Consider the following 16,124-nt stretch of genomic DNA (forward strand, 5'->3'; position numbering starts at 1 on the left):
AATGTGGTCGAGGTCAGCTTTGACTAGAAAATTACGCCTTATAATTCAGAGCTAAATAATGGGGAATATCAGTTATGAAACATTCACGGAGAAATTTTCTCGCTTTGGCAGGGGCCAGTTCCCTTCTGGCGATCGCCGCACCAAAACTATTAGCCGAGGGCATTCCCCAGGAAATTTTAAACAAAATTTTGCCTCTGCCTGGTAAGTATGGGGAGTATTATAGCCAAGCAAAAATTCGAGCTTTCCATCTTCATAATCAACCCGACACTAGCCCTCTCCATAAAGCCCTAGAAGAACTGTGGCTAGAAGTATTTAAGCAAACGGAGGGAGAACTTTTTGTTTCCCCCATTCCCCACGACGCTTCCATTCCCGCTGGCGATCCCCAAGCAGTACAGTTCATTACCGGAGGACGTTTTGAAATTGTCAGCGTTGCTGGGCCCATCATCGACAAAGTAGCTCCCGATGTCATTGGTGTGCAAAATATTCCCCTCCTTTATCAATCAGCCCAAGACGTTTTTGAAATTATTAATCAGTCCCTCTTTGCGGAAGCTCTTAATGGCTCGGTAGCCCAATATAATTTAACTTATTTACGGAATGGCACGTTTAACAACGGCATGAGAATTGTCACTTCCATTGCCAGTAAGCCAATTTATAAACTAGAAGATTTTCAAGGGTTAAAGATCAGGATTCCTCCTTCCAATGACATGGCAATGACCATGGAAGCTCTAGGAGCTGTTCCCGAAAAAATCACCATGAATCAAGTCTTTCGCGCTTTAGAAAATGGCACAGTGGAGGCCCAGGAAAATCCTTCATCTGTAGCATTAGGTTTTAAATTATATGAGGTAACCAAATATTTAAACATGACTAACCATGCTTGGTCTGGTTATAACACGTTTTTCAACACCAGTTTTTGGGAGAGTCTTTCCCCTACTGTTCAGGCGGTAATCAAGGAACTTCTGCCGGTTTATCAGGCCAAACAAATCAGAGCTCAGGAAGAATACAACCAGCAAGCTTACCAACAATTAATTGGTAAATTAGGCATGGTGCAAACTAAACCTAATTTATCCCAAGCTCCGCAAAAGCTAATTGAAGTTTATCGGTTTATATATAGTCAATTAAATTCCCAAGCTCAATCTCTGATCAAAAATAAGCTAGAAGAGAAAACTGGTATCAAGTTTGCTTGAAATTTTCAACAACTTCACGGCTAATTTATATTAACTATTCCCTGGTTAAAATCAAGGTATGAAGCATATATTTAGGTTTAAAAATTATTTTTTCCATTCTAAAAACAATCAATTGAAGCGTTTGCTGTTGGTTGCGTTTCTCTTAACTGGTCTATGGTTGACTCCCCAGCAAGGAAGAGTCTGGGGTCAAGAACAACCTTTTGTGGTTAAAAAAATTGATCTTAGTCAGTATGGAGCTGCGGCTTCCATTGCCCAAGATCCAGAGTCAAAACAGCTAGCCATTGGCTTTTATAATTGCAACTTGATTTTTCTCGATGCTAATTTAAACCAAGATCAGAAAAATAATTTATTTCTTAAAAACTGTAAACGTTTTTTTCGGGCTAGGTATGGGGAATTTGGCTCGATCCCTTTCCTTATTTCTTCTATCTACACTGGAAGCAGTGTTTTGCATAACTCCCAGGAAAATTTTGATATTCCCCTCCATAAAGCGGCGGTAACAGATTCATTAATTCTCCAAGATTATCTATTATCATCTTCTGATGATGGCTCAGTGACCATTTCACGATTAATCAGTCTTTCCCCCCCGGAGGTTAACACCTTCAAGCTTTACCAATCTATTGGTGTTGCTAGAAATCTAGCTTTTACCCACACCTCCAATCCAGAAGTTGGCAAAGTTGCTGTTAGTTACGATACGGGGGAAATTGCTATTTTTAATATTGATCATGATACAGCCCGTAACCCCGTTGAACCTAGCACCTTTAAAACAATTAACAGCCGCATCAACACTTTCAAATTTACTCCCGATGGCGCCAAGCTACTAATTGGTTACTTTACCGGAGAGTTAGTAGAGCTAGATTTAGCCACCGGTGCCCATAAAACCCTTGCAAAAGTAAACTCATGGCTGAACGCTTTGGATATTAACTCTGAAAATTTAGTGGCGATCGCCGATGATCAAGGCTTTGTTAAAATTATTTCCTTAACCACGGGAAAAATCGTCGAAGAACATAAAATTTCTACTACAGGTATTAACGCTGTCATTTTCACCGATGACCAGACAGTGGTTGCCGCCGATGCCACTGGCATGATTTACCAAGGAAAATTGGCCGGCTCCAATTAGGTAAGGCAACTGCCGTCTCAATGTGCAATGCGGTCTAGTGCTTGCCCAAAATTATTTTGGGAAACTCCCAAGCCATGATTAATGACGATAGCTGGCCAAGAAGGGAAACCTCCCTCCGTTATGATTTAGAATTCTTAGGTAACTTTTATGTATCTGTTGCTGAGAAAGGAGTGTGTAACCAGTGGCTAAGTATGTGCTTTGGGGAACCTATTGTGACAACGTGGAAGAAAAAAGAGCCCCCCACCGTCAAGCACACCTAGATGGACTGAAGGTCCAAAAGGAAAGTGGTGTGTTGGTTACCATTGGACCTACCAAAGATTTACGGCAGGTTTTTGCAATTTACGACGCGCCAGACCAGGACACGGTGGAAAAGTTGGTGCAAGGAGATCCTTACTGGCAAAACGGCATCTGGACAGAGTATGAAGTCAAAGAGTGGATTCAGGCTTTTTAACAGCGAACTAGTGTTTAAATTAAAGACCCTGACGGACTGGTCTGCTTAGTCTTCGTGGTCATCGAAGGGATCACCCAACTCAGCGGACGGAGGGCCAAAGGAAGTGTACACAGCCAGACCAGTGATGGCGATGAGAATGACAGCAAAAGTAATGCTAAGAACTGTTGCGGATTCCATGGGGTAAGATTGATAGTTGTTTCTGTTGTCTTATATTATTACAGAACATTACAAAAACTCATTTAGTCATTTTTACGGGAAGTCTATGGCACAGCGCACTCGGTTAGGAGATATCCTCAGACCCCTCAACTCGGAATACGGTAAGGTCGTACCGGGCTGGGGCACCACTCCTGTCATGGGGGTATTTATGGCTCTTTTTCTGGTTTTCTTACTGATTATTTTGCAGATTTATAACTCTTCTCTGATTCTCGAAGGCTTTAGCGTGGACTGGGCTGGTTAATGGGGGGTTGTTGACATATTCCTGACCCAATTTAATCCCAACTTAATTTTGGTTAACTTTCTTTAGATCCCGCCCCGCCGGGATTTTTTTGTCTTATGGAGCATAGGGGGCCACAAACTGTCATTGGCTAGTCAGGGAATATCGCCCAAAGCCTTGTCTAGATGGGCTGGCGCGTTTTCTGTCATAATCGAACAGGACTTGTTACATTTTTTATTGCAAATCCCCGGGGTAGCGGTAACTTAGCCGGCCTGCCTCTCTGTAACGATGTTGCCGGGGTTTCTCCGGTGAATGTTAGTAAAAATCCTTAAATTTAGACGGTTCATTATGACACAGATTTCTGGCTCCCCTGATGTCCCCGATTTGGGTCGGCGTCAGTTTATGAACTTATTGACCTTCGGTACGATCACTGGGGTGGCGGCCGGGGCCCTCTATCCAGCAGTAAAATATTTGATCCCCCCCTCCAGTGGTGGTTCGGGCGGTGGTGTAACGGCCAAAGATGCCCTTGGTAATGATGTTAAGGTGACGGAATTTTTGGCTTCCCATAACGCTGGCGATCGGGTGTTGGCCCAGGGGTTGAAGGGCGACCCGACCTATATTGTAGTCCAGGGGGATGACACGATCGCCAACTATGGTATTAATGCGGTGTGTACCCATTTGGGCTGTGTAGTGCCCTGGAATGCCAGCGAAAACAAATTTATGTGCCCTTGTCACGGCTCCCAGTACAACGCTGAAGGTAAAGTGGTCCGTGGCCCGGCTCCCCTCTCTTTGGCTTTGGCCCACGCTACCGTTACCGACGACGACAAATTAGTGCTCAGCACCTGGACCGAAACCGATTTCCGCACCGACGAAGATCCCTGGTGGGCTTAGGTTTAGCTTTGCTATCCGTTGAGTAAGCAACACTGTTGTAATTTTGTGTAATTGTCTGAGACTGGTCTTTTTCCCCTACTGTTCACCTAAACCTAATCCGTTCAACTTAACGATGAGAAACCCTGATACTTTGGGGCTGTGGACGAAAACCATGGTTGCTCTGCGCCGCTTCACGGTGTTGGCGATCGCCACAGTCAGCGTCTTTTTGATCACCGACCTTGGTCTGCCCCAGGCCGCCTCTGCCTATCCCTTTTGGGCCCAGGAAACAGCGCCTTTGACCCCCCGGGAAGCCACTGGCCGTATTGTTTGTGCTAACTGCCACCTCGCCCAGAAAGCGGCAGAAGTGGAAATTCCCCAGGCAGTTTTGCCAGACACCGTGTTTGAAGCAGTAGTCAAAATTCCCTATGATCTCGATAGTCAGCAGGTACTAGGAGATGGTTCCAAGGGTGGCTTAAACGTTGGAGCCGTGTTGATGTTGCCCGAAGGGTTCAAAATTGCTCCCCCCGATCGCCTGTCCGAGGGACTTAAAGAAAAAGTTGGCGGCACCTACTTCCAGCCCTACCGGGAAGACATGGAAAATGTGGTCATTGTTGGCCCCCTGCCCGGTGAGCAGTATCAGGAAATCGTTTTCCCCGTGCTATCCCCCGATCCTGCCAAGGATAAAAGCATTAACTACGGTAAATTCGCTGTCCACCTGGGGGCCAACCGGGGCCGTGGACAAATTTATCCCACTGGTTTGCTGAGCAATAACAATGCCTTTAAAGCCCCCAACGCTGGCACCATTTCAGAAGTTAACGCCCTTGAAGCTGGTGGTTACCAACTGATCCTCACCACTGCCGACGGTACAGAAACCGTGGACATTCCCGCCGGCCCCGAATTGATTGTCAGTGCCGGTCAAACTGTGGAAGCTGGGGAATTTTTGACCAATAATCCCAATGTGGGCGGTTTTGGCCAGAAAGATACGGAAGTAGTGCTGCAAAATCCCACCCGCATTAAATTCCTTGTACTCTTCTTGGCGGGGATTATGCTCTCCCAAATTCTGTTGGTGTTGAAGAAAAAACAGATTGAAAAAGTTCAAGCTGCCGAACTTAATTTCTAGTTCATTTCTCCACCGGATTATCCCGTCATAGGGGCGGAGCCTAGGTTCTCCCCTGGGGGCCATCGAAGAATGCTCAGCTTGAGTTATGTCGTCGGTGGCCCCATTGATTTTTGCAGAACTGCCCTAGCTCGATATGCTGGTAGGAATAGACAACTTTTAGATTTTGCTGACTCTATGCGTGTTTACGTTCTTTTATTCAACGCAGGTACGGATAATGAAGGCATCCACACCGTACAAATGGGGGGACGCAATAAAATTTTGATGTTCACTTCCGAGGACGATGCCACCCGTTATGCCCTGCTTTTAGAGGCCCAGGATTTCCCGCCCCCCTCCATTGAAGCCATGGATTCCCGGGACATTGAAGAATTTTGTCAAGAAGCTGGCTATGACTGCGAGGTTGTGGCGGAAGGCATGCTGGCCATTCCTCCGGAAAAAAATGTGGCGGAACCGGAATGGGACCCGGATGGGGTTTTGCAGGCGGCCCGGGAAGCCCAAAACACTGACCAAGGCGAGGGAGAAGAAAAGCCAGACAACGAATTTTCCGATGCTGAACTAGAAAATATTCGCCGTCGTTTGGAGGGGTTGTTGTAGAAAAATTGTGGACATGTCCTTTCTGGTTTTAACTAACCCTTTTACTAACCATAATTTTAAAGCTTAGTCCCAGTTAATTGACTAAATTTGGTTTGGTTGATTTTGTTTAATCTCTAATTTGTTTTTTCTTTCCCCGATCATCTTTCTCCCATCCCCCATGCCTATGGAAATCTTAGAAGAGCGCGGTCATTTATTAACAGAGCAGACCAATCCCCAAAGTCAAAATTTGGACCAGTTGTCCAGCCTGGAATTGGTAGATTTATTTAACCAACAGGATCAACTGACAGTGACGGCGATCGCCGGGGCGAGGGAAGATTTAGCGGCGGCCATTGAAATTATTAGTGATGCTTTGGCTAAAGGGGGGAGACTTTTCTACATTGGCGCAGGTACCAGTGGCCGGTTGGGGGTGTTGGATGCGGTGGAATGTCCCCCCACTTTTTGTACACCATCGGAGTTAGTGCAGGGAATTTTAGCCGGGGGAGCCAGTGCGTTACTCCGCAGTTCAGAAGGTTTAGAAGATATTGCGGCAGATGGGGCCCAGGCGATCGCCGACCATCGCATTACCCAGTTGGACGTGGTGGTGGGAATTACGGCCGGGGGTACGACTCCCTATGTCCATGGAGCGTTAGATGCGGCCAGGGCCCGGGGGACGAAAACGATTTTTATTGCTTGTGTACCGGAAAGCCAAGCTCCTTGCCAAGCAGACGTGAATATTAGACTTTTAACCGGGCCAGAAATTTTGGCCGGTTCCACCCGCTTAAAAGCGGGCACAGTGACCAAAATGGCCTTGAACATCCTGTCTACTGGAGCCATGGTCAAGTTGGGCAAAGTTTACGGCAATCGTATGGTGGATGTGGCGGTAACTAATCGCAAACTGGAAGACCGAGCCATTAGAATTTTGCGAGATTTAACCGATTTAAACCGAGAGGAAGCGGCTGAATTACTGGTCGCCAGTGGCCAACGGGTTAAGTTAGCTTTGTTAATGCACTGGTCTGGTTTAAGTGCAGAATCTGCCCAGGCTCAACTCGATCGCCATGGGGGAAATTTACGCCAGGCCATGGATGCTGCTCCCTAATCTTCATCAACCCCAGCTGAGAAATAATTCTAATTTCCACACTTGTTTTACCCATGCCCACTACCCTAGACCAGTTTTTAGTCCCCATTGTCTTCGCCATTTTTGCCCTGGCGATCGGTGTTTTAGTCTGGGGCTATCGGCGGGCTAAACCCTTTGGCAAATTGGGAAAACTGGCTTGGCTCCAGTCGGTGGTGCTGATGGCCCCTTGGCTATTATATTTTGTCCTTTTTAGTTTTGGTTTATCCATCAGTTTGCCCGCAGTGTTGGTTTTGCTTTTGGTGTCGGGGGGCATTTACATCTATCTGGGTCGGCAAATGCGGGAAGAAGGACAAGCGGAACTGTTGCGCCAAAAGGCAGCCCAACGTCTGCAAGATTTGGCCAATGGGGCAGATAAAACCACTGTGCTCGGTGACAGCACGGCCAACACAAACTTAGAAGAAACTTCCCCCATTCCCCCGGAAGATTTGGCCATTATTAAAGGTATTTTTAGCATTGATAGCTTTTTTGCCACGGAAACCATTGCCTACCAGGAAGGGGCAATCTTTAAAGGTAATTTGCGGACGGAAGCGGAGGATGCTTTCGGTAAACTATCGGGCAAACTGAAGGAATTAATGGGGGAAAAATATCGCCTTTTCCTAGTGGAAGGGAGTGAAGACCGCCCCGTGGTGGTGATTTTACCCAGTACTAATGACCCCCAACCCAGCACCTTGGCCCAGAAAAATTTGGCGGTGGTGTTACTGGTGGCCACCATTGTGACTACGTTAGAAGCCAGTGCGGCCCTGTTGGGCTTTGACTTAGTGGACAATTGGCAACGGGTGGGAGAAACAGTTCCCCTGGCGATCGCCGTGGGTATTATTTTGCTAGCCCATGAATTAGGTCACCTCTGGCAGGCGAAAAAATGGGGAGTCAGGTTGAGTTGGCCTTTCTTGCTACCCAACTGGCAAATCGGCTCCTTTGGGGCCATTACTCGTTTTGAATCCCTTTTACCCAGCCGCAATGCCCTCTTTGACGTGGCGATCGCCGGGCCGGCCATAGGGGGATTAGTTTCTTTACTATTTTTGATCGTGGGACTGAACTTATCCGGGGGCAATAATTTATTTCAACTGCCGGTGCAATTTTTGCAAGGTTCCCTGTTGGTGGGCACGTTAGCTAAATTAATTTTGGGCAGTGCTCTAAAAAGTAGTGTGATTTCCATCCATCCTTTGACGGTGTTAGGTTGGCTCGGTTTGGTAATTAATGCCTTAAATTTATTACCCGCTGGGCAACTCGATGGGGGCCGCATTGTCCAAGCCATCTACGGCCGTAAAGTAGCCCGCCGCACCACCATTGCCACCCTAGTTATTTTGGGGGCTGTTTCCCTATTTAACCCCGCCAATCCCATTCCCCTCTATTGGGCGATCGTGGTTTTATTTTTGCAACGGCAATTGGAACGCCCCAGCTTAAACGAGTTGACGGAACCGGACGACACCAGGGCCGGCTTGGGTTTACTAGCCCTATTGTTAATGTTGCTGACCCTGATTCCCTTTAGCCCCAACTGGGCCTTGAGGCTAGGCATTGGCGGTTAATGGACTTCCAATAGTGAAAATTTCAACATCCATGCCCCATCGTTTAATGCCCGACCAGTGTTTAAGTAAACCCGCCTATCGCCTTTACCAAGCGGGGGTCTATGGTCGTTGGACAGTGGTGGCCTTGCTGTGGCTAACCCTTGTTCCCTGGTCTATTTGGCAGTTTCGCCAAGATATTGCCCTGTTACAGGACCATTTCACCTGGGTTGCTATCCGTTATGGCTTTGCCTTTCAGTTAGTACCTGCTTTTACTTTGTTTGGCAGTATTGGTTTTACCGGGGCGGTATTGATTCGCCAAAGTTGCCATATTCTTTGGGGTCTATCCATTAAGGAAAGGAATAATCTCATTCGAGGTACGGCTAGAATTCGTAAAATTGGTCCCCGCCATCTCCTCTGGCGTTGGTTATTCCGTTAAAGCAGGCAGGATTTTTCAACCTTTTTGCAAAATTGTTGATAGTCTAAAAGCCTCTTTTAAAAGCCCCCAACCCACCCAACTTTGGGGAGAAACTGGGTAAAGTTTCCTCAGTATTACCGGAGTAATTTAGGGGCGGAATCAAACTTTCTGAAGACCTTCCAAAACGAAAAATTAGCAAAAGTGGTCCAACTAAGTCTGAGTCAAGTTCACCAAGACCAAATTTATCGCCATGGGGAACGGTGTTATCCGGAGGAATGTTGTGGTCTTTTACTGGGGAAAATATTAATTGGAGAAAATGGTCATCGCCATTGGCAAGTAGTCGAAGTACAGCCAACGGAAAATTGCTGGGGTGATGTGGAAGAATTTCAGCAGAATAATCATCAGGGAAATAAGTTACATTACTTTGCCATTGACCCCAAAGTTTTGCTTTCCGCCCAAAAAGATTGCCGCCAAAAAGGGTTAAGCATTATCGGTATTTTCCATTCCCATCCCCATGGCCAGCCCATACCGTCAGAATTTGATCGGGCCATTGCTTGGCCAGAATATATTTACCTCATTGCTTCCGGTGAAAATGGAAGGTTCAATACCAGTAGAAGTTGGTACTTAAACGAAGCAGGAAACTTTATGGAAGTGGACTCAACGTTGTTGCTGTAACCAGGTGGTAATGCCCGTCGCTAAAGCCTGCACCAATTGTTCCTGGGCTTGGGCATTGGTAATCCACTCGAATTCCTGGGGACTAATCATAAACCCCAATTCCAACAACACTGCTGGGGCAATGGTGGGACGGGTTAAAGCCAAATTATTCCAGTAAACTCCGTGGGAATTTCTGCCTAAATTTTCCACCAAATACCGCTGTAAAAAATTAGCTAAATCCGCTGCTTGGGCATTGTACCAAAATGTACTAATGCCATCGGTTTCGTTGGGATTACCGCTATCGGGTAAGGCATTGTAATGGATGGAAAGGGCGATCGCCGGTTGCACTTGGGCAATCTGGGTTTGGCGATCGACTAAAGAGACAAATTCGTCCCTGGTACGGGTGAGATGGACATTAGCCCCTTGGGATTTGAGGCGATTAGCTAAACGTTGAGAAATGAGTAAGTTAATGTCTTTTTCTGCATAGCCAGTGGGCCCCACTGCCCCCGCTTCACTACCCCCATGGCCCGGATCGAGCAGAATTTTTACTCCCTGCAAGTTACCGGGTTGGGAAGAAATACGGGGAGGATGACGCAAAGACAAAATTAGCGTAGTGCCCTCATAACGCAGATCGTAACCCCACTGTTGATCAGTCTTAAAAGTGAAATAATAATCAATCCGATCTGGACTAATTTGTTGCCAGGTCAAATTACGAATAATAGGATCATTATCGAGGCGGATAGTGTCAGTTTGGGCAGTGGTATTGTAAAGACTTAAAGTCAGTCCCATTTCAGTTTGATGTACTGTTACTGGCACCGGCAATTGCAAGGGAAAACGCATTTCTGTACGATCGCCAAAAACTTGGTAACCCACACTGCGAATTAGGGAACGAGGCGGAGCTTGGCTCGGTAAAGTACGGGTTTCATCTGCTTTAATCCAGCCGCCATAGTCTAACCGCAACCAGTCCCCATCCTGGCCAGTGACGCTAGCTTGACTACCCTGGGGTAAAGGAGTTAACCGGGAATAATCGGTGCCAGGGCCTGTGCGGGCAACCCCCGTTTGACTGGTAACCACAATTACCTGGGGGCGATCGCCATTGAGCAAAGTAACGCTACCGGGGCCAGGAGTGGAAAAGTTTTGTCCCCGCCATTGCAGATTAAATTGAGGCGTTCCCAATTGGGCAGGTAAGTTAGTCACGTTGAAACTTTGACAGCCTTTATACTGATCCGCTGCTGTAACTTGGGGCTGATTTTCTCCGTGCAAAATGGTGTTATTGGGCGGTAACTGTACCACATTGCCCTGGGGGGTGAGGGGAATGGTTTGGCCCGCCAAGGTCACCGTGGCCATGGCATCCGTAGGGGCGATCGCCGTAAAGCAAATTGGTTCGCCAGCAGGACGACTAATGGGCACAGCGGGGGTGAGGGAGCCGGCGGCAAAACCACCTTGGGGGGACAATGTGGGGCCAGTGCCAATGCGGGTAATGGTACGCTCAATCCGTTGGGACTCTGCTTGAAAAACAAACTGATTTTCCCCCATCTTGAGAGGGATTACAGGGGCAAAATTGCCTTGGGCACTGCGTTCAATGGGCTGGCCATTGAGGGTAACGGTCACATTTGGAGCGGCAGAACCAATGAAAAAAATCGTCGGGCTACTGGTTTGGTGATTTTGGGGTGGATAGGCCAAAAATAAGGGCTGACTTTGGGCTACAGCCGGCATAGTGAAAACCACCGCTGCCCCCACACCAATCATTGTTCCCAACCAAGATTCCATTGCCATCATTGCAAAAAATTCCCGTTTTAAATCAGCCAATTGTATTAATTAACCCAGCCCAGACGCAAATTGCCAAGCCCTAGTTTTCCCTTCTACCATAGAAAAACATTCGCTCTTTTGCTTAATCAATGGTTGCTACTGTTTCCTCTACGTCTCTTCTTGAACAACCAGAATTATTAGAACGGCGTCTCCAGGAAATTCCCCAAGAGCCGGGGGTTTACTTCATGGGCGATCGCCAAGGAGAAATTCTCTACATCGGCAAGGCAAAAAAATTGAGAACTAGGGTTAGATCCTATTTTCGGGATTCCCAACCCCACACTGCCCGCATTGCTTTGATGGTGCAACAGGTAGCGGAAATTGAGTTTATTGTCACCGATACGGAAGCGGAAGCTTTAGCCTTAGAAGCTAATTTAATCAAACAACACCAACCCCATTTTAATGTTCTGCTTAAAGATGATAAAAAATATCCTTATGTGTGTATCACCTGGTCAGAAACCTATCCCCGTATTTTTATTACCAGAAAACGCCGTTTAAACCAGGCTAAGGATCGTTACTACGGGCCCTATGTGGATAGTTTTAGTTTACGGCAAACATTGCGATTAATACAACGTATTTTTCCTCTGCGGCAACGTCGTCAGCCCCTATTCAAACATCGTCCTTGCTTAAATTATGACATTGGCCGTTGTCCTGGAGTTTGCCAAGAATTAATTACCCCAGAAGACTACCGCCAAACCTTACAAAAAGTCGCTATGGTTTTCCAGGGACGTACCCAGGAACTACATCAATTGTTAACGCAACAAATGGAAAAGGCGGCGGCAGATTTAAAGTTTGAACAGGCGGCTCTAATTCGGGACCAAATTAATTCCCTCGGTAAACTCAACGCTGATCAAAAAGTTTCCTTACCCCAGGACACCATTTCCAGAGATGCGATCGCCGTGGCCAGCGATGGACAAATTAGTGCCATTCAACTTTTCCAAATTAGGGCGGGAAGATTGGTAGGAAGGCTGGGATTTTTCGCCGATGGAGTGGAGTCGGAGTTGGAAAAAGGGGAAGTATTACAGCGGGTTTTGGAACAGCATTATCAACAGGTCGAAGCGGTGGAAATTCCCAGCGAAGTCATTCTGCCCTGTGCTTTACCTGATGGAGAATTGCTCAATGATTGGTTAACTAGCCAACGGGGAAGAAAAGTAACTTTTAACCTCCCCCAAAGACAAACCAAAGCTGAGCTATTGGAAATGGTGGAACGTAACGCCCAGTACGAGTTAGAGAGGTTACAAAAACAGACTGCTAAAAACGTTACAGCGCTAGAAGATTTAGCGGAAATTTTAAATTTAGAAACTTTGCCAAAACGCATTGAAGGTTATGATATTTCCCACATTCAGGGTTCTAATGCTGTAGCTTCCCAAGTTGTATTTATTGATGGAGTGCCAGCCCAACAGTATTATCGCCATTATAAAATTAAAAACCCGTCCATTAAAGTCGGTCACTCTGACGATTTCGCCAGTTTGGCAGAAGTTATTATCCGCCGTTTTCAATCCTCTGTAAAAGGCAAAAAAAATCAACAGGATTGGCCAGATTTAATTATGATTGATGGCGGTAAAGGTCAACTATCAGCGGTGGTTAAGGTGCTGAAGAAAATGGATTTGCTGGATAAATTTACGGTGGTCAGTTTAGCGAAACAAAGGGAAGAAATTTTTCTACCGGGAGAATCCCAACCCTTGCCCACCCACGCGGAACAACCTGGAGTGCAATTATTACGCCGTTTGCGGGATGAAGCCCATCGCTTTGCGGTCAGTTTCCACCGTCAACAACGGCTTAGTAAAAGTCGGCGATCGCGCTTGGATGAAATTCCTGGTTTAGGTTTTAGTCGCCAAAAACAATTGTTAGCCCATTTCCGTTCTTTGGATTATATTCGGGAGGCCAGTGTCAAACAATTACAGGAAGTACCAGGTATTGGTCCCCAGTTAGCCCAGACAATTTATGATTACTTTCATCCGGTTAATTCATAATCTTTGTTAGTCACATATTGCTTAACTAATTTAGCTATTAATTAATGATTAATTTAAATCTCCAGTGCAGTTTTTACCAGCGCCGCAGGAATATTAGGACTTTCAGGATTGACGGTAATGGTTTGTGAACGGGGACTAATAACTAAATCCATATCTTCCAAAGGAACAGCCCCTAGCAAAACTGCATCCCCTAAGACTAGGGCTCCAGTAAAACAATTACGATTACCAAACCTCACTTGCACTGGTCCCACATAATCAACTAGTCTTTTTTTGCTGTCGGCAGTAGTAACTTCCCGTTGTTCCAACGTTTCTAACTTAAGTTGAATCACAACATGCTCAGGAATACAAAGTGTAATCGCCCCTGTATCAACTAAGGCATTGACCTTCATTGGTTGTAGAGCCTGTTCTTTGGGATTGATAAGCTCAATATTGGCATAAACTAAACCCATTTTTTAACCTCAAGGTAAACTGTAATATTTTGACCCTAATCTGGCAAACATAACCTTTTTTCAGATAGTCTAACTACTATTTTAATCTTCCCGATCGCAGGATGCTAATTACCAACCAAAAACCAATTACCGTAGCTGCCACAAACAAAATATTGGCAATTAAAGTTAGCTGTTGATCATTGCCAGTGGAAAGAATTGCCGCCCCCATAATTAGAGAACCAAGCACAATACTAAAAGATAAACGGTTAGCGGACTTATCGATGGTGCGACGCACTGGCTCCAACCCCTCTAGCCGCACATTCCATTGCAAAGTTTCCGTAGTTAGGCGATCGAGTAACACGTCCATTTGCCTGGGGGTTTTAAGGGAAACTGCTTTAAGATCTAATACTGTTCTTAATGCTGTCTGCAAAGGATTAGTGCCAAACAGTTGCCGACGGAAAAGATCGGTAATGAGGGGATTAATTTCAGTGAATAAATTTAACTCAGGATTAAATTGTCATCCAGCGCCTTCTAAATTGGCTAAACATTTAGCATACAATCCTAAACAGGCGGGAACTTTGAGTTTATTCACTCTGGCAATGCGGAGAAATTCATAAACTACTTCACTGAAGTTAAATTCTGACAAACTTAAGTCATAATATTTCCGCAACATGCGTTCGTAATCCACCTCTAGCCGCTGGAAGTTAACGCGACCAACCGATTCTGATAACTCCACCGTTAACTGAGCACAACGTTTGGCATCCAAATCAACGATCGCCAATAGCATTTCCGTTAACAATTGCCGGGTGCGGGGATCAAGGCGACCCACCATGCCGCAGTCAATGAGGGCTAAACGACCATCTGCTAAGTAAAAAATGTTGCCGGGGTGGGGATCCGCATGGAAAAAACCATCCACATAAAGTTGTTGGAAAAAGGCCCGAAATAATAGGGTGGTAATTTCCTTTTTCTTTTCAGCAATGTCTTTATCACTGGGGGGTTGGGTTAAATCTGCGGTTAAGATTGGCACTCCATCCAGCCATTCCAACACCAGGAATTTTTGGTTTGTTAACTCCCAATAAACCTTTGGAATTACTAATTGATTGGGATCAAACCAGGTGGTTTTTGCTAGGTTAGTCCGCAAATTATTGGTATAAGCCGCTTCTGTATCAAAATTTAATTCTGCTTTGACCGTTTGGGTAAATTCATCGGCGAGTTTAACAATGTCGTAATTCTGACCAAATTCCGTCAAGGCCAATAATTCAGCCACATCTTTGATCAATAAACTATCCTGTTCCACAATCACATCAATGCCGGGCCGTTTAACTTTAATGGCAACGGTTTCTCCGCTTTGCAAAACCGCTCGATGGATTTGACCAATGGAGCCGGCGGCAATGGGTTCAGACTCAATTTCTTGAAACGTTTCCCCCAGGGGTTGGGGAAATTCCCTCTGCAACAAGTCCTCGATCGCCGACCAGGGCAGGGGAGGCACATTGGATTGGAGGGCGGTGAGGGCGTTGATATAACGGGGGGGTAAAAGGTCTGGCCTGGTGCTGAGCAGTTGCCCCAACTTGATATAAAACGGCCCCAACTCGACGAGGATTTTGGTGAGAACTTCCGGTGTCGGAATTTGTGGTTCCCCCACTTTCCCCAGGGTTAAGAGGCCGTTCATATAGTCCCAGCCGTTGCTGAGCAATACTTTAATGATCTCGCCACGGCGATCGCCGGCTTGAGGTAAGGCAAACATTAAATTTCACTAGAAATTGGTCAATGGCGCACTGCTCCCTTGTAAGACCAGCGTAGGAGAGTTAGTCCCACCGCCAATTTAACTAATTCTAGTCCCCAATAGAGCCAGTGCAAGGGCATCATGGCCGCCGGCATTTCCCCTGTACTGGTAAAGCTGGCCATATCAAAGCCCAAATCAGTGATAGCGGGGGTCAGAATATAGGTATAAACAATGGCGATCGCCAACAAAACAACGGCTAAAATGCGGCTGAAACGTTGCCCTGAGACCGAGAAAAATCTCTGTTGATGGAGCAAAAAGCAACCAGACAGCACTAAACCGGCAAATAATAGTTCTAAGTGATTAAAAACAGAAAATAGCAAATGGCCAGCACTGATAAAACCCGGCTCGGCCATCATCCCGGCGGCGGACAGACTGGGCACCACCAGCAAATCCATCACCAAGCTACCAGTGAGCCACATGGCCAAACTGCCCATCACGAGCAGGGGCCAATCCACCATGGCAACGGTTAATTTAGCGGTACGGTTCATAGATCACCTCACTCTGGTTTACAGAGTTATATTTAAAATTCAACTAAAATTCAACAACATTCAATCAAACTGGAATAATGGGGCAAAAATTACCCAAGAAATAATTGCAGATACCTTCATTATTGGCAGGGGATTTAGTTCCGAGGAAAAAATTGAGATGGATCTTTACAGAATCGGAATAAATTAGGTCTT

The 16,124-nt window shown here is 46.1% G+C and carries 18 protein-coding genes; 12 read left to right on the forward strand and 6 right to left on the reverse strand.

What is annotated here, in order from left to right:
- Window positions 1-74: 74 nt before the first annotated feature.
- From H6G46_RS08545 to H6G46_RS08555, 3 genes are all read left to right on the forward strand, one after another.
- Window positions 75-1,184, forward strand: a complete 1,110-nt coding sequence (locus H6G46_RS08545) for a TRAP transporter substrate-binding protein (RefSeq protein WP_010872263.1) — start codon at window positions 75-77, stop codon at window positions 1,182-1,184.
- 127 nt (window positions 1,185-1,311) lie between these two features.
- Window positions 1,312-2,301, forward strand: coding sequence for a hypothetical protein (locus tag H6G46_RS08550; protein WP_020861640.1), 990 nt, complete (start codon window positions 1,312-1,314; stop codon window positions 2,299-2,301).
- Between the two features lie 181 nt (window positions 2,302-2,482).
- The gene (locus H6G46_RS08555) at window positions 2,483-2,752 is read left to right on the forward strand and encodes a YciI family protein (protein WP_010872261.1); all 270 of its coding nucleotides are present in this window, start codon (window positions 2,483-2,485) and stop codon (window positions 2,750-2,752) included.
- Between the two features lie 45 nt (window positions 2,753-2,797).
- Here H6G46_RS08555 and psbN read toward each other — a convergent pair whose 3' ends face one another.
- Entirely contained in the window at window positions 2,798-2,929 is a 132-nt protein-coding gene (gene psbN / locus H6G46_RS08560; RefSeq protein WP_010872260.1) for a photosystem II reaction center protein PsbN, read from the reverse strand.
- An 85-nt stretch (window positions 2,930-3,014) separates the two neighbouring features.
- On the opposite strand from psbN, the gene psbH reads away from it, so the two are divergent.
- The 8 genes from psbH to H6G46_RS08600 all read left to right on the forward strand — a co-directional run bounded on the left by psbH (window position 3,015) and on the right by H6G46_RS08600 (window position 9,475).
- Window positions 3,015-3,209, forward strand: coding sequence for a photosystem II reaction center protein PsbH (psbH, locus tag H6G46_RS08565; protein ID WP_010872259.1), 195 nt, complete (start codon window positions 3,015-3,017; stop codon window positions 3,207-3,209).
- Window positions 3,210-3,533: 324 nt separating this feature from the next.
- Window positions 3,534-4,076, forward strand: a complete 543-nt coding sequence (gene petC, locus H6G46_RS08570; protein WP_020861638.1) for a cytochrome b6-f complex iron-sulfur subunit — start codon at window positions 3,534-3,536, stop codon at window positions 4,074-4,076.
- Window positions 4,077-4,188: 112 nt separating this feature from the next.
- Window positions 4,189-5,175 (forward strand): cytochrome f, encoded by a 987-nt coding sequence (gene petA / locus H6G46_RS08575; RefSeq protein WP_010872257.1) that lies wholly within the window; start codon window positions 4,189-4,191, stop codon window positions 5,173-5,175.
- 174 nt (window positions 5,176-5,349) lie between these two features.
- A complete protein-coding gene (locus H6G46_RS08580) occupies window positions 5,350-5,766 on the forward strand; it encodes a DUF3110 domain-containing protein (RefSeq protein ID WP_041425796.1) in 417 nt (138 codons plus the stop codon).
- Between the two features lie 157 nt (window positions 5,767-5,923).
- Window positions 5,924-6,841, forward strand: a complete 918-nt coding sequence (gene murQ, locus H6G46_RS08585) for an N-acetylmuramic acid 6-phosphate etherase (protein ID WP_010872255.1) — start codon at window positions 5,924-5,926, stop codon at window positions 6,839-6,841.
- Window positions 6,842-6,894: 53 nt separating this feature from the next.
- A complete protein-coding gene (locus H6G46_RS08590) occupies window positions 6,895-8,406 on the forward strand; it encodes a site-2 protease family protein (protein WP_010872254.1) in 1,512 nt (503 codons plus the stop codon).
- A gap of 31 nt (window positions 8,407-8,437) precedes the next feature.
- The gene (locus tag H6G46_RS08595; RefSeq protein WP_070097961.1) at window positions 8,438-8,821 is read left to right on the forward strand and encodes a hypothetical protein; all 384 of its coding nucleotides are present in this window, start codon (window positions 8,438-8,440) and stop codon (window positions 8,819-8,821) included.
- Window positions 8,822-9,001: 180 nt separating this feature from the next.
- Window positions 9,002-9,475, forward strand: a complete 474-nt coding sequence (locus tag H6G46_RS08600; protein ID WP_010872252.1) for a M67 family metallopeptidase — start codon at window positions 9,002-9,004, stop codon at window positions 9,473-9,475.
- Here H6G46_RS08600 and H6G46_RS08605 read toward each other — a convergent pair.
- Window positions 9,458-11,233 carry an N-acetylmuramoyl-L-alanine amidase gene (locus H6G46_RS08605; RefSeq protein WP_010872251.1) on the reverse strand — a complete coding sequence of 592 codons (1,776 nt, stop codon included), beginning with the start codon at window positions 11,231-11,233 and terminating at the stop codon, window positions 9,458-9,460. The two genes, H6G46_RS08600 and H6G46_RS08605, sit on opposite strands and share 18 nt — an antisense overlap.
- Window positions 11,234-11,352: 119 nt before the next feature.
- Between H6G46_RS08605 and uvrC the strand changes: the two genes are divergently transcribed.
- Complete coding sequence (gene uvrC / locus H6G46_RS08610) at window positions 11,353-13,233, forward strand: excinuclease ABC subunit UvrC (protein WP_010872250.1); 1,881 nt, start codon at window positions 11,353-11,355, stop codon at window positions 13,231-13,233.
- Window positions 13,234-13,286: 53 nt separating this feature from the next.
- On the opposite strand, the gene H6G46_RS08615 is transcribed toward uvrC, so the two are convergent.
- The 4 genes from H6G46_RS08615 to H6G46_RS08630 form a co-directional block, all read right to left on the reverse strand.
- Window positions 13,287-13,682 carry a clan AA aspartic protease gene (locus H6G46_RS08615; protein ID WP_010872249.1) on the reverse strand — a complete coding sequence of 132 codons (396 nt, stop codon included), beginning with the start codon at window positions 13,680-13,682 and terminating at the stop codon, window positions 13,287-13,289.
- A gap of 76 nt (window positions 13,683-13,758) precedes the next feature.
- On the reverse strand, window positions 13,759-14,091 hold the full coding sequence (locus H6G46_RS08620; protein ID WP_020861632.1) for a hypothetical protein: 333 nt from the start codon (window positions 14,089-14,091) through the stop codon (window positions 13,759-13,761).
- Between the two features lie 87 nt (window positions 14,092-14,178).
- Entirely contained in the window at window positions 14,179-15,405 is a 1,227-nt protein-coding gene (locus H6G46_RS08625; protein ID WP_010872247.1) for an AarF/ABC1/UbiB kinase family protein, read from the reverse strand.
- A 20-nt stretch (window positions 15,406-15,425) separates the two neighbouring features.
- Window positions 15,426-15,932 carry a hypothetical protein gene (locus H6G46_RS08630; RefSeq protein ID WP_010872246.1) on the reverse strand — a complete coding sequence of 169 codons (507 nt, stop codon included), beginning with the start codon at window positions 15,930-15,932 and terminating at the stop codon, window positions 15,426-15,428.
- Window positions 15,933-16,124: the final 192 nt, after the last annotated feature.

The sequence above is a fragment of the Synechocystis sp. FACHB-908 genome, from assembly GCF_014698595.1.
Taxonomy (GTDB): domain Bacteria; phylum Cyanobacteriota; class Cyanobacteriia; order Cyanobacteriales; family Microcystaceae; genus Synechocystis.

Excerpts from the sequence above, each read along its gene's own strand:
- H6G46_RS08545 (WP_010872263.1), top strand. The coding sequence starts at position 75 with ATGAAACATTCACGGAGAAATTTTCTCGCTTTGGCAGGGGCCAGTTCC.
- psbN (WP_010872260.1), bottom strand. The coding sequence starts at position 2,929 with ATGGAATCCGCAACAGTTCTTAGCATTACTTTTGCTGTCATTCTCATC.
- psbH (WP_010872259.1), top strand. The coding sequence starts at position 3,015 with ATGGCACAGCGCACTCGGTTAGGAGATATCCTCAGACCCCTCAACTCG.
- petC (WP_020861638.1), top strand. The coding sequence starts at position 3,534 with ATGACACAGATTTCTGGCTCCCCTGATGTCCCCGATTTGGGTCGGCGT.
- petA (WP_010872257.1), top strand. The coding sequence starts at position 4,189 with ATGAGAAACCCTGATACTTTGGGGCTGTGGACGAAAACCATGGTTGCT.
- H6G46_RS08580 (WP_041425796.1), top strand. The coding sequence starts at position 5,350 with ATGCGTGTTTACGTTCTTTTATTCAACGCAGGTACGGATAATGAAGGC.
- murQ (WP_010872255.1), top strand. The coding sequence starts at position 5,924 with ATGCCTATGGAAATCTTAGAAGAGCGCGGTCATTTATTAACAGAGCAG.
- H6G46_RS08590 (WP_010872254.1), top strand. The coding sequence starts at position 6,895 with ATGCCCACTACCCTAGACCAGTTTTTAGTCCCCATTGTCTTCGCCATT.
- H6G46_RS08595 (WP_070097961.1), top strand. The coding sequence starts at position 8,438 with ATGCCCCATCGTTTAATGCCCGACCAGTGTTTAAGTAAACCCGCCTAT.
- H6G46_RS08605 (WP_010872251.1), bottom strand. The coding sequence starts at position 11,233 with ATGATGGCAATGGAATCTTGGTTGGGAACAATGATTGGTGTGGGGGCA.
- uvrC (WP_010872250.1), top strand. The coding sequence starts at position 11,353 with ATGGTTGCTACTGTTTCCTCTACGTCTCTTCTTGAACAACCAGAATTA.
- H6G46_RS08615 (WP_010872249.1), bottom strand. The coding sequence starts at position 13,682 with ATGGGTTTAGTTTATGCCAATATTGAGCTTATCAATCCCAAAGAACAG.
- H6G46_RS08625 (WP_010872247.1), bottom strand. The coding sequence starts at position 15,405 with ATGTTTGCCTTACCTCAAGCCGGCGATCGCCGTGGCGAGATCATTAAA.
- H6G46_RS08630 (WP_010872246.1), bottom strand. The coding sequence starts at position 15,932 with ATGAACCGTACCGCTAAATTAACCGTTGCCATGGTGGATTGGCCCCTG.